Annotated in this window: 7 protein-coding genes; 1 reads left to right on the top strand and 6 read right to left on the bottom strand. The window is 37.5% G+C overall.

Going from position 1 to position 13804, the window contains the following annotated elements:
* Positions 1 to 5: 5 nt before the first annotated feature.
* Both H7U22_RS02220 and H7U22_RS02215 read right to left on the bottom strand, forming a co-directional pair.
* Positions 6 to 677, bottom strand: a complete 672-nt coding sequence (locus H7U22_RS02220; RefSeq protein WP_248284655.1) for a DUF3826 domain-containing protein — start codon at positions 675 to 677, stop codon at positions 6 to 8.
* An 8-nt stretch (positions 678 to 685) separates the two neighbouring features.
* Positions 686 to 2323 carry a fucose isomerase gene (locus H7U22_RS02215; protein WP_187069717.1) on the bottom strand — a complete coding sequence of 546 codons (1638 nt, stop codon included), beginning with the start codon at positions 2321 to 2323 and terminating at the stop codon, positions 686 to 688.
* 228 nt (positions 2324 to 2551) lie between these two features.
* On the opposite strand from H7U22_RS02215, the gene H7U22_RS02210 reads away from it, so the two are divergent.
* A complete protein-coding gene (locus H7U22_RS02210) occupies positions 2552 to 3421 on the top strand; it encodes an AraC family transcriptional regulator (RefSeq protein WP_187069716.1) in 870 nt (289 codons plus the stop codon).
* 1377 nt (positions 3422 to 4798) lie between these two features.
* Here the strand turns inward: H7U22_RS02210 and H7U22_RS02205 are convergent.
* From H7U22_RS02205 to H7U22_RS02190, 4 genes are all read right to left on the bottom strand, one after another.
* Complete coding sequence (locus H7U22_RS02205; RefSeq protein ID WP_187069715.1) at positions 4799 to 5731, bottom strand: dihydrodipicolinate synthase family protein; 933 nt, start codon at positions 5729 to 5731, stop codon at positions 4799 to 4801.
* 61 nt (positions 5732 to 5792) lie between these two features.
* Positions 5793 to 7361, bottom strand: coding sequence for a sodium:solute symporter (locus H7U22_RS02200; RefSeq protein WP_187069714.1), 1569 nt, complete (start codon positions 7359 to 7361; stop codon positions 5793 to 5795).
* Positions 7362 to 7459: 98 nt separating this feature from the next.
* Positions 7460 to 10972: a malectin domain-containing carbohydrate-binding protein gene (locus H7U22_RS02195; RefSeq protein ID WP_187069713.1), complete on the bottom strand. Its 3513-nt coding sequence runs from the start codon at positions 10970 to 10972 to the stop codon at positions 7460 to 7462.
* The gene (locus tag H7U22_RS02190; RefSeq protein WP_187069974.1) at positions 10969 to 13785 is read right to left on the bottom strand and encodes a glycoside hydrolase family 95 protein; all 2817 of its coding nucleotides are present in this window, start codon (positions 13783 to 13785) and stop codon (positions 10969 to 10971) included. Before H7U22_RS02190 ends, H7U22_RS02195 begins: the two co-directional genes overlap by 4 nt.
* Positions 13786 to 13804: the final 19 nt, after the last annotated feature.

Below are 13804 nucleotides of genomic sequence, written 5' to 3'. Positions count from 1 at the left end.
GTTTTTTAGTTAGCCTGTGCCCCGGCTTTTCTTCGCTTTTCCCATTCTATTCCTTCTTTTTTTAAGTCGTAACCCTGAGCTGATAAATAATTATTAATTCTTCCTTTGTATTTGCCAAACCAAGCATGTTTTTTATCTGATGATTCAGCATCTATAGCATGCTCTCTGGCCTCGATTAGCCAAACCATAATTTGCTTTTTCTGATCTTCGGTTAAGGTTAAAATTTCTTCTTGATATGCTTTATAAGTAATTGGAAGAATATTGTAAGTCATGCCGTTTTTAACCAAGTCCACTTGCTCATTAGTTAATTGAGCAGTTAATTTGCTGATGTATTTTTTATGGAGTTTAGCCAAATCGGCTTCTACCAAACGGTTTGCTTTTGCAAGCGCAGAATCTCTTTCTACTTTATTGGAGGCATTTTTTTCTTTAAGATCTTTAATCTTTAAATCGCGATTAGCATAAATATCGTTTAAATTGCTGTATTGATCTCTGATGATGTTTCTTACTTTCTCTATTTTCTTCTCATTCGTTAATCCAATCTTCGCAACAATCTTATCAGAACGTTCGGTAATTACCTTAATATATGCCAGCTTTTCTTCTGCGGCTTTATCTTGAGCAAACGTTATAGTTAATGAGGAGCATGATAATAGAAGGACTAAAATTGATAATTTCATCATATTGATATTTAATTTGAATTGCTTTTTTTTATTAGATTAACATCTCCGCAAAAATGTACTTTTAAGCCAAGTTCATCCATAGCAGCAGCTTTAATTCTGCAAGCTTCATGTGCGCTTGCCTCGTAATTGGTGTACACCACCTGAATGTGGTTTGCTTTATGTCTTGCCATCATCTGATCTCTACTTACTCCTTTTAAAACGGCATGCATTATAGGCCATTCTGGCGTTGTTAAATTCCATCTTCTGTTCGTTTCCGCTATTGGTAAAGCAACAACCTCACCTACGCCAAGATCGCAATGTAATTCATTTTCCATTACATAAACCCTACTCCAAACGATGAAACCTGGTTTGCTTACTCCCTTTAAAGAGCCACCGCCCAAGCGGAAATACATTGGTGGTTGTCTTTCACTGCTTGCACCAGCATAATCATTTATAAAATGTGCTGGAGGTGCAGCGCCAGAAATTAGGAATAGCCATACAAATCCATCAATATTTTCGCCTTTGTAATTTTCGCCCCAACGGATATCGTGTAAGGTATTTTCTCCGGTCATTCCCAATTCATTCCATAAATTATAGGTAACCAATGCATCTAAACCGGCACATTCATCAACTTCGTTAAAATGTGGAAGTGCTTTCTTTGCGTATAACTCTTTACCTGCCGTCGAAAATACAGGCGGACGATCTTCATTATTCAATAAGCCTTCTACTAAATCGCTTGCAACGGTTAAATCTTTTAAACCTTGTTGATATTGGATTCCAATGGTATCGCAACTGAAATCATCAGCAATGCGCAACGCAGAAATGTACATTTTGCACTGCTCCAAAGTTTGCTTTTTGGTAAGCTGAGTTTCTTCATCTGCTCCCCAATTAAAAGTCATGCCTTTATTTAGTAGCCAATCTAAAACTTTTTGAGCTTCAGCTTCTGTAACTTGAAGCATACCAGCATATAACGCAGATTGACTTAAACGTTCTTTAAAAAAACCAGTTTTATGGAGCAGTTCATCAGGAATGATAGCATTGTACATTCCCATGCAACCTTCATCAAAAACACCCATAATCACTTTACGCTCTTTTAAGTTCCGGGCAAAAGTTCTACCCGTCTTTTCATCAGCTGAAGGTATTTTGTTTAGTGAGAAGCTTTTAACATGACTTTGATCGTAACTAATTTTTCCAGTGGATAACCATTCTTGCAAACCATCGGTAAAAAAAACATCCGTAAAATTTTCGCTCCAAAGAGTACTGTATGCAATTTCAGCTTTTGTTAAGCAACCATTTAGATTTAACATTCCAACCAAACCCGGCCATTGGCCACTCCAATTGGCTACGGTTAATATTGGTCCGCGGTGAGTAGTTAAGCCCGCAAGTACATGGTGCGAATATTGCCAAACGCTTTCTGCAACAATAATAGGTTGTTGTGGATCAATATTTCTAAAGATATCCATGCCCATTCTTTGCGAATCGATAAAGCCGTGTTTTTTGGTAGAGTTGTAAGGATGAGCACGCTTAACGGTGAAGCCGAATTTTTCTACAGCTGTATTCAATTTTTTTTCCATTTCCAGTTGAGCAGCCCAGCAATTTTGGTTAGCCGATAGCCGTAGATCTCCACTAGAAACCATTAAAATTTCTCCTTGTTTACCTTGTCTCATAATTTATTAATGAACAAAAAATTTATAGAAAAATAATTTGTCAGTTTATATTTTGGTTACCGCCTATAAGGCTCTATACAAAACTCAACAATCAAAAACGTTAATTAATGATACTTTTTAGCAAATTAATATAGGATGTTACCATAAAACTACCTAACTTTAGCGTTGTATCTATTATGATTTGCCAAACATAATAAGGTGCAATAACCAAATATTTACTACTATAGCATGAAACCTCATTTCCATAAAGTTCCTGTTACGCTTCAAAGCTCCTTTAGCATTCGCCATGATATAAAACCAGATTTTGGAAACATTTGGCACTACCACCCAGAGTTAGAATTACACTATGTGATTAAAGGTGAAGGGGTTCGTTTTATAGGCGATAACATCAGCAATTTTATACCCGATGAAATGGTGTTAATCGGTGAAAATTTACCACATACTTGGCGTTGTAAAGACGAATATTTTCAAGGCAATCCAGATCTTAATACAGAAGCCATGGTGATTCATTTTTTGCCCGATTGTTTAGGCAAATATTTATTGAATTTACCCGAAGCTTACTTGATTCCCAAGTTATTTGAAAAGGCAAAAAGTGGAATGGTTATTACAGGAAAGGCTAAAGATAAACTGGTTGATTTAATGCGAAAAGCTGTTGATGCGACCAATTTAGATCGAGTTATCATTTTATTATCTATTCTTAAAACCTTGGCAGAAACCGATGAATACAATACCATTGTTACGAGTAAAAACACCTTTTACCAATCTAATGAATCTGAAACACTGCGAATTAATAAAATTTGTAATTACACTTTAAGCAATTATAAAAAAGACATTACATTAGATGAAGTGGCTTCGTTAAGCAATTTGAGTGTTACTTCTTTTTGTAGGTATTTTAAGCTCATGACGAAGAAGACTTTTTATGATTTTCTAATCGAAATTAGGGTAAGCCACGCTTGTCGGTTTTTAATTGAAAATAAACTTCCAACGGAGATGATCTGCTTTGATTGTGGTTTCAACAACGTTTCTAACTTTTATCGCCATTTTAAAAAAGTTACCGGAATGACGCCATTGGATTACAAGCGGAAGTATTTGAATTAAGGATTAAAACTTATTATTTTCCATTTCCGTCATTTCGACTGGAGCACAGCGGAATGGAGAAACCTTTTAACATTAGTTTCAAAGATTTCCTTTTCTCCGTCATTTCGACTGGAGCACAGCGGAATGGAGAAACCTTTGAACGTTAATTGCAAAGATTTCCTTCTATCTCCGTCCTTTCGACTGGAGCACAGCGGAACGGAGAAACCTTTGAACATTAGTTTCAAAGATTTCCTTCTATGCGTCATTTCGACTGGAGCACAGCGGAACGGAGAAACCTTTGACATTAGTTTCAAAGATTTCCGTCTATCCGTCATTTCGACTGGAGCACAGCGGAATGGAGAAACCTTTGGACATTAGTTGCAAAGATTTCCTTCTATCCGTCATTTCGACTGGAGCGCAGCGGAACGGAGAAACCTTTGAAAATTAGCTGCAAAGATTTCCTTCTATCCGTCATTTCGACTGGAGCATAGCGCAACGGAGAAACCTTTGAAAGTTAATTGCAAAGATTTCTCCACTTCGGTCGAAAGGACGATCTAGTTATTCCGCTCCATTTCCGTCATTTCGACTGGAGCATAGCGCAACGGAGAAACCTTTGGACATTAATTCAAAGATTTCCTTCTATCCGTCATTTCGACTGGAGCATAGCGGAACGGAGAAACCTTTGAACAACGAATAAGTTTGAGTTTCAAAGATTTCCTTTTATCCGTCCTTTCGACTGGAGCATAGCGAAACGGAGAAACCTTTGAACATTAGTTTCAAAGATTTTCTTCTATCCGTCATTTCGACTGGAGCACAGCGGAACGGAGAAACCTTTGAACGTTAATTTCAAAGATTTCCTTCTATCCGTCATTTCGACTGGAGCATAGCGCAACGGAGAAACCTTTGAACATTAGTTGCAATGATTTCCTTCTAGCCGTCATTTCGACTGGAGCACAGCGCAACGGAGAAACCTTTGAACAATGAATAAGTTTGAGTTTCAAAAATTTCCTTCTATCCGTCATTTCGATTGGAGCACAGCGGAATGGAGAAACCTTTGGATATTAGTTTCAAAGATTTCCTTCTATCCGTCATTTCGACTGGAGTATAGCGGAATGGAGAAACCTTTGAAAATTAGCTGCAAAGATTTCCTTCTATCCGTCATTTCGACTGGAGCACAGCGGAATGGAAAAACCTTTTAACATTAGTTGCGAAGATTTCTCCACTTCGGTCGAAAGGACGATATTAGTTGATTTCCTTCTCTCCGTCATTTCGACTGGAGCACAGCTGAACGGAGAAACCTTTGAACATTAGTTTCAAAGATTTCTTCACTCCGTCGAGGGGACGGCTACAAGGAACCTCGTAGGTTTTAAAAACCTACGAGGTTTGAAAGATGATGCTCTAGATAAAAACCTGGATATTTAAATCACTTCTCAGTACGGAATAATCTTCAAACAATTTTTCAACTTCTTTAATCACATTCGGCGTAAAATTACCAACTGCTCTCCGTGTGAAAGTAGAAATATTCAATCCTCTTTTTTGTAAGAAATATTTAGAAACAATTGGATAAACGTTATGCATCACATCCATATTATCAATTAAAAACTGCTGAACAGATTGAACTTCTTCTCTTAAGGTTTCATCGTTATAATGATCACATAACCAAACGATTAACTCAGGAAAATAATTACCTTGAATACACGATAAACCCGAAGAACCTGCCTTTAAAGATTCCACAGCGTGAACAATATAAGCATCGTACAAACCAAAAGCATAACCCTCTGTAAGTTTCAATTTTTGTTTGATCTGCGCTAAATCTAATGAAGTATCCTTATGATATATCACTCTGCCTGTAGAAACGAAATCAGCGAGTTGTTGTGGTTTCAAAACTCTCTTGTAAGGCACCGGACATTCGTAAAAACCGATAGGAATTTCGTGTGTCTGCTTCAATAAATCAAAAACACGATCGTTAAAAACATCATCAGATTCGTTTTCATCGGCCAACAAACTGGTTATCGCAATCACTGCCTCAACGCCTTGATCGCTAACTTCTTTAACAAAATCGGCCTGCTTTGAAATCGCACCGCCAAAGGTTCCTGTTGCCACAACCGGCACTGCGCCATCTACAACTTTTATAACATGCTTAATTGCCTGTATTCGCTCTTTATCTGTCAGCTCGAACATTTCGCTAGAAAGACAATTTGCAAATAACCCCGATGATCCAGCTTGTAAATAAATCTCTGTTAGCTGTGTAAGTGCAGGATAATCTATATTTCCGTTGCTTAAAAATGGCGTAAGCATAACCGGGATGAACCCTTTTTGTGAGTTTTCCATTTGTTAAATGATATGGTAAAATTCTTATTTAAATGACTGTCTGAGATAAACCTGATCGGATTTAACGCACTGTTTTTAATTTTCTATTTTTAATTTTTGTCAGGAAAATTCCTATTAAAAATATGGTCAATGTGCCTACCACGATAATCATATTTTTATGTAATGGATTTCTAAAAACTTCATATTCTGGAGGAAGAAGAGAAGAAAATGTCATCCATATTATTACGGCAATGCCAATTATTGTTGCTGTTATGGCTTCGTGGTTTTTTGTTTGTCTGCTAATTATACCAAGGAGAAATAAGCCCAGCATGCCTGCTGCAAAAATCCCCGAGAGTTCCCACCAAACATCCAAAATACTTTTCACGCCAATCATTGCAATTCCCGCAATCATCCCCATTAGGCCAAATACTATTGTTGCCATGTGCAAAAGCGACAAATTTTGTTTTTCGGTAACATCAGGCTTAATATATCTTTTATAAATATCAACTGAAAAAACGGTAGCCGAGGCGTTCATTCCAGAGCTTATTGTACTCATTGCAGCAGATAAGATTGCGGAAACAATTAGCCCAACCAAACCCATTGGAATTTTCGTTACCATGAAATGTGGCATAATCTTATCGCCATAATCTGCTGGTTGAAGTGTACTTTCCAACTTAAAAACTTCTGCTGCAGATGCATGAATTGGCAATCTTTCTAGCGCTACTTGATGTTTGATTGATTGAACTAAATCTGGGTGAACATCATAGTAGGCATATAAACAAGATCCTATAATAAAAAACAACAAGGAAGCAGGTACATACAGGTAAACACAGAGCCAAATTGATTTCGACGCGGCCTTACTCGATGAAGCAGTATGGTATCGCTGAATATAGTTTTGATCCATCCCAAAGTTATTTAGGTTGATAAAAAACCCATATAACAATACCACCCAAAACGATGAACTTATGAAATCGGGCTTAAAACTGCCCAAGCTAAACTTGTGGGCCGATTTTCCAATCTCAATAACCTTTGATGCTCCTCCAGGCATATTGGTAATAATTAGATAAAGGATTAACAAAGCGCCAAATGTTTTTACCACAGCTTGCACAACCTCTGTCCATATTACCGCTTCAATTCCTCCTAAAACGGTGTAAATAATGATACAAATGCCCATTACAATCATAATAATCTGCATGGAATATCCTGTTAAAGCTTGCAAACTAAGTGCGATTCCAAAAAAGATTGAACCCATTCTAGCCAGCTGAGTGAGCAGAAAACAAATTACTGCATAAACCCTTGCCCATGCACCAAATCGTTTTTCCAAATGTGTATAGGCAGAAATTTCACCTGTATTTCTATAAAAGGGAACAAAATATTTCGAAGCAATCCATGCCGCTAAAGGCATAGAAATACTGAAAACAAATGCATTCCAATTTCCACCGAAAGCTTTACCAGGAACTCCAAGAAAGGTATTGCTGCTTAAAAATGTTGCATAAATAGATAAACCTATCGCCCATCCGGGAATAAGGCCCGAAGCTTTTGTAAATTGCTCGGAGTTTTTATTCTTTCTAGAAAAATAAACCCCAACTAATATCATTCCAACAAGATAAATGAAGATGATCGCAAGATCGAGTATAGGAAGACCTTTCATTATTTGTTGGCTCGTGTATTAATTTGGTTAAAACAAATATGCATGACTAAATATCAGTATTAATATAAGATTTTGGCTACATATTATACCATCTTATCTTATTGAACATCTAAAGCATCGATTGTAAGTCCTTTAGAATTTTCTGCTGTAATTTTTACGCTATAAGTTCCTGCATTTATCATGCTCCCGGTATTGGTGTTAAGGTAGTTCCACTTGCCTTCTTTTGTGGGCGTAAAGATTGCGTTTTCGGTTTTCATAACCGTTCCATCTGCCGTTAGAAATTCCAATTTTGCAGTTAAATTCTGTTCCAATGGATTATGATATTTTACAGTGAGTGAATACGTATCGGCTACCCCAACAGAAATTGTAAATTCAATTGCATCTCCTGTAGGTGCTTTAAAGGTGACTCTCGGCTTACCCATTAAATCTTCTTTAACAATATTTTGTCCTTTTAAATTGGCATCTGTAGCCTTATAACTGGTTATAGTTTTTAAATCGTAAGCGGGTTCTAAATTACTTGGCGGGATAACAGCGATTGTTAAAATAGTACTGCCCAAAACGACTTGTTCGCCCTTTTTGTATCGTTTGCGATAAACAGGAAATGTTTCACCCAAGCTATTTAAAATATGGGTCTTAGTGTCTTCATAGCCATTTAAATTTTGGATGTGATCTTTATTCAAGGCTACAAACACATCTGCTTCTTGATTGACTTTAAACGAAATATCTGAATATTTGGCTGTCAATTGAATCCATTCTGCGCCATACAAATTTGGAGGTAGGGATGCAAACTCCTCTTGACTGTTTAGAAATTGTTTATCGCCAAGATCCATCCAACTTGTAACTTTATATTCATCACTTTGTGTGGCATTTATGATGGAATTACTTTGATTGCCAAGTTTAATTTTTTTGTCTAAACTGCTAATCGCAATAGCCGAAATAAGGGCTTGCCCCGATTTAATCTGCGGGAAGGAAACCACAAGTTGACCAGCTTTGCTGAAAACCTTTACCGTTTTCTTTAAAACTTTGTTTGTGCCAACTTCCTTCCAAACGTCTAGATCTTTGATTACAGTTTTGTTGTTCACCGCGACATCAAAAAGGCGCATTTTTTCAGCGTTTAAACCTCCACCAATTCCCAGCCAAGGTTCAATAAAATACATTTCCACTAAATATTCGCCATCTTCAGGAACTGGAAAATTAAAGCTTAATTGATCTCTTCCATACCTAAAAGATTGAAACAATTTCCAATCTGAACTTCCATCAATTGGAGAAAAAGTTCTCCGCTGACTTGCAAAAAAAGATGGAACACCGGGAAATGTTGCCGTCCAAGAGTTTGAACCATAATTTTCTTTGTTTGAGGTTAATTGTTGATCTGCAGACCAAACTTTTCCATATTGATCTGTATATTCTGGTCCACCGCAGTTTAATCTGTATAAATAGTTGTAGTTTTTCAGCGGTTCGATCACGTTAGTATTTTTAACTAACCGCTCAAAATTGGGCGCTTTAGGTAAGCTATTTAACACGATAACATCTTTAGCCACCGCTTTTCCGTTTACATAACCTATTGCATATAGCACATTGTACTCAATATTTGGTTTGTTCCATTGAAAATGACTCCCCACACCTTTCCTTGTTCTTTTACCGAGCGATTTCCCATCAACATCATTAAAAAGCTCCACTTCATCGCAATTTGAATACACAACAACACTATCTTTTATTCCGAGAGCTGACCAACGGTTTGGCCAGGTATGCGAAACGATGTAAACCATTGGTTCTGTTTCTTTAGGTGCATAATTGCCTCTAAACATATAATAAACATCGGTCGGTTCTTCCCAAGGCGTAAACATGCCTTTATAATTTACCGGCCCAATTCTATCTAAATCTCTTAAACCTTCGCCACCTTGAACTCTTCCAGGATTATCGTGAGAGCTGTAAAGCCAAAAAAAGTGACCAGCAGTTTCATTCTTAACGGATTCGGCCAAACGAACTTTAGTTTCCATTAAATCCGTCATGTTGTTTTCCGTGTACCCTTTTTCCCCAGAATCTAAACTATGAAGATCGAGTGTGCGCCAGGCACCATATTCGCCAACTAAAACTTGCTTCTTTAAATCATCGCCATAGGTTAATGGATTACCACCATAAGTTCCTGTCCAATTCTGTGGCACATCCCAATCGGTACCCTTTCCGCCATTACAGGTGGTTACTTTTCTTTGCGATGAAGCCGTTGGATCTAGCTTTCTAATCAATTCTGTACACTCTTTTGCGAAATCTTCTGGCAAGGTACTTTCGTTTTCCAATCCCCATAAAACTACCGCCGGACTGTTTCTTCGCTCCTTAACCCAATCCGTTAAAAGTGATTTAAAGTTTTTTCTAAATTCAGGTGTATCATACCAAATGTGAGCGGCCATTTGTGTCCAGCAGAGAATTCCAAGCTGATCCCAATAATCAGAGTACAACAAATTATGAGGTTGGTGGGCATCGCGAAAGGCATTGAAACCCGCCGATTTTATCTGCATTACCCGAGATCGGATTTGCTCCTTGCTAAAAGCATGGCTTTGCCCGATCAAGTGCTCGTATTCTGCAATGCCATTTATAAAAACAGGCTTTCCGTTTAATAGAAATACTTTTTGACTTGTTTTATCTCCTATCTGATAGCTATCGGATGGCCAGCTGATCCAACGGATTCCGTAAGGCGTTTTTACTTCATCAACCTGCCTTCCATTTTCAAAAATCGTGGTTTTTAAAGTATATAGATAAGGGTTTTCTAGCGACCAAAGTTTAGGATTGATAATTTTATCTGTCTGTTGAGTAAAAACAGTTTCCTTCCCTGCTGATACATTTTCTGTATGCTTTAATTTAGTAACCGCTTTTCCATTTTGATCTACAAGTTGGGTTAAAACAGTGATCAATTTTGTTTGAGCACTATAATTTTTTAAGGTAGTTTCTATGTTCAGCACAGCTGATTGAGCCGAAATTTTATTATCGTTCCAGATGTGAACGCCAAAAGGCTGAACTCTTGTTTCACTCGTAACAATTAAATGAACAGGTCTAAAAATACCCATCGGTTGAGAACCTTCAGAAAAACCCCTTTCGGTAGAACAGCCTCCATCAACCCAAGGTAAATCCTGAATATTTGCTGGGTGATCTGCTCGTACTGCTAGAATATTTTGCTGATTGTTTAATTTAATCGCCGAGGTTACATCTAAGGTAAATGTGGTTCTTCCGCCTGCATGATAGCCAACTTTTTTGCCGTTGAGCCAAATCGCAGCATAAGAACCTACCCCTTCAAAATAAAGAAAAAAGCGCTTTCCTGATTTGATTTCATTGCTTTTAAAAGTTTTCCGATACCAAGCGTAACCATGTTTATTGCCATGAAGTTTACGTTGATAGCCTTCATATTGATCCCAATTGTGTGGCACATTTACTTTCTTCCAATTAATAGCGTTGTACTTTTCGGCTTGGAAACCATCAAAAGCACGAATGCTTTTCTCATCAGCAGTGGTTACCCAATCTGCATTAAGAGAAAGATCTTTTCTAAATGGCGATTGAGCGGAAACATTTTTAAATGTTGCAAAGAAAATTAGAATCAAATAAAATTTTAAAAACCTGATCATAATGCTTTTAATTCGCCACTAACTCTGTACACTTTTCCTGCTTTTGTATCTATGCTAATCGCTTGGTTTTTATATCTAATTTTACAAATACCACCCATTTTGGATTTGATTTCTAGCCCAGTTAATTTTCCCTTGTCCCAGCTAATATTTAATTCAAAACCACCTCTAGCGCATAAACCTTCAACTTCTCCAAAAGGTAAATCACTCGGTAAAGCTGGCAAAAGATCAAGATAACCTTGGTGACTTTGAACAATCATTTCTGCAATTCCTGCCGAACCGCCAAAGTTTCCATCAATCTGAAACGGTGGATGTGCATCGAATAAATTAACATAACACCCCGCTCCATTTCCTGCTGGTTTAATTAACATTTTAACCAATTTCATGGCGTGATCACCGTCTTTAAATCGTGCCCAAAAGTTTATTTTCCAGGCCAAACTCCATCCTGTTGCATCATCTCCGCGGTAGATTAAGGATTGTTTAGCGGCATTCATCATTTTAGAATCTCCATCCCAAGTAATGTCATTTCCCGGATAAACGCCCCACAAATGCGAAACGTGTCTGTGTTTATTGGTGGTATCATCTACATCTTGAAGCCACTCTTGTAATTGCCCGTATTTGCCTATTTGGTTTGGGGCAATCTGTAGTAATTTCGTGCTTAAGTCTTTCCTAAATGCTTCATCTTTTCCAAGCACTTTCGATGCTTCGATGCAATTTCTAAAAAGCGTCCTGATGATTTGATGATCCATCGTCGGCCCTGCAACCAAACCACCATTTTCTGGAGAATTTGATGGCGTACTAATCAACCAACCTGTTTTTGGATCTTTTACTAAGAAATCTTCAAAAAACAGAGCCGATTCTTTCATCAATGGATAAGCTTCGGTTTCTAAAAATTGCTTGTCCTTTGTAAATAGATAATGCTCCCAAAGGTGTTGACTTAGCCAACCTGCGCCAGAAACCCAAATGCCGTGATTGGAAGCATTTATAGGCGCAGTTCCATTCCATAAATCGGTATTATGGTGTAAAACCCAACCTTTTGCATTGTAATATTCTTTGGCCGTTTCCTTACCAGAAATGGATAAACCTTCTATTTTCTTGAAAAGTGGATCATTTAAAGCCGATAAGTTTAAAATTTCTGTCGGCCAATAATTCATTTCTAAATTAATGTTGGTGGTGTACTTGCTCCCCCAAGGCGGACTCAATAAATCGTTCCAAATGCCCTGAAGATTTGCAGGCTGTGTTCCCGGTCTCGAACTCGAAATCAGTAAATATCTTCCATATTGCATATATAAACCTGCAAAAGCTGGATCATTTGAAGTTCCGAATTTCTCTAAACGCTCATCGGTTGGCAAATTTTCATTTTCTGATGATCCAAAATTTACGCTAAATGTATTGTAGTAAGATTGATATTCCTTTATATGATCTGCCTTAACATCTGCATAACTTTTACCTTTTAACCCATCCAAAGCCTTAACATTTGCAAGGGTAGGATTACCCGAAACATCGTTTGCATTTACAAAATTGGTTCCTGCTGTTAAATAAAGCGTCACTTCATCAGCAAGATTAATGCTAATCTTATTGTTTATGATTTTTATAGTTCCCTTTTTAACAATGGCCGTTAATCTACTTTCACCTTTTAATGCACCATCCTTTACTTGAACAGTTAGCGCAATGGTATGATCGTTTATAACTCTAATTTCAGATTTTCGATGAACGCTGGATAATTCTGCATCAAAACCAATAGAACCTAATTTGCTTGCGGAGAAATGAATAACGATTGCTTGATTGGGTTCACTTGCAAAATATTCCCGCTCATAATCCACACCCCCTAAGCTGTACATTGTTTTAGAAATCGCAGTGCCTAAATCTAACGAACGCTTATAATTGGTAATGGGTAATTTCGCTTGCTTAAAATGAAGATTGAGATCGCCAAAGGGCTGATAACTTGCCTGATACTGTGCTACTTCTGGCGGATCTTCGTTTTGAATTTTATACTTCCAAACCTTAACCAGAGAAATTCCTTGCTCTACATCTAACCCAACAGGATAAATCCCAATCTTCTTTTTAGTATCCTTATAACCGGCCAAACCGCCTTTATCGAAATAATTTAGTACCTGAATGGCAATTACGTTTTTCCCTTTCTTAATCAGCTTTGCTGGAATGGTATATTTTCTTGGCTCATTGTTATCGGTGTTGCCAACCAATTGCCCGTTTAAATAAGTAAAATCCTGATCTCGGATTCTATTTAAATCCAAAACAAGATCCTTTCCTATCCAGTTTTCTGGAACATCAAAGGTAGTTCTAAACCAAACTGCACCATCCAAATTGGGCAAACCAACAGCTTCCCAACCTTCGTAAGATGGAACTTGAATGTTTTTCCAAAGTTTATCATCATAACCTTCCAAAGCCGGATTACCTTGCATTCCTTTGCCAGATTGCATTTCCTTAACCCATTTACTGCGATCTCCAGTTTCACTTTGAAGCCCCATAAATTCTTGCTGGGCTAAATCCTCGGCTTCTTTCTGTTTGCCTTCGAAAAGTAATTTTCTAATTTGAGGAAGATAAGCTGAAGCACCTTTTTTATTGTAATCTCTAGGTTTTCCAGTCCAAAGGGTTTCTTCGTTAAATTGGATGTGATCTACATTTGGGCCAGCAAAAATCATGGCGCCCAACCTGCCATTCCCAACTGGAAGTGCATCTGTCCATTTTTCGGCAGGTTTATTATACCAAAGCTGATTATTTTGTGCGAAAACATTAGCGCAACCTAAACTCAAAAGAAATAAAATAGAAAAATACTTCGTGGTTTTGGTTAGCATTATGGGCATTTTAAATCGT

It is taken from the genome of Pedobacter fastidiosus (assembly GCF_014306625.1).
Taxonomy (GTDB): Bacteria; Bacteroidota; Bacteroidia; order Sphingobacteriales; family Sphingobacteriaceae; genus Pedobacter; species Pedobacter fastidiosus.
The sequence above is the reverse complement of the archived record's forward strand: the minus strand, read 5'-3'. Positions and strand labels throughout refer to the sequence as shown.

Coding starts and splice junctions, on each gene's coding strand:
- H7U22_RS02220 (WP_248284655.1), bottom strand. CDS start 677: ATGATGAAATTATCAATTTTAGTCCTTCTATTATCATGCTCCTCATTA.
- H7U22_RS02215 (WP_187069717.1), bottom strand. CDS start 2,323: ATGAGACAAGGTAAACAAGGAGAAATTTTAATGGTTTCTAGTGGAGAT.
- H7U22_RS02210 (WP_187069716.1), top strand. CDS start 2,552: ATGAAACCTCATTTCCATAAAGTTCCTGTTACGCTTCAAAGCTCCTTT.
- H7U22_RS02205 (WP_187069715.1), bottom strand. CDS start 5,731: ATGGAAAACTCACAAAAAGGGTTCATCCCGGTTATGCTTACGCCATTT.
- H7U22_RS02200 (WP_187069714.1), bottom strand. CDS start 7,361: ATGAAAGGTCTTCCTATACTCGATCTTGCGATCATCTTCATTTATCTT.
- H7U22_RS02195 (WP_187069713.1), bottom strand. CDS start 10,972: ATGATCAGGTTTTTAAAATTTTATTTGATTCTAATTTTCTTTGCAACA.
- H7U22_RS02190 (WP_187069974.1), bottom strand. CDS start 13,785: ATGCTAACCAAAACCACGAAGTATTTTTCTATTTTATTTCTTTTGAGT.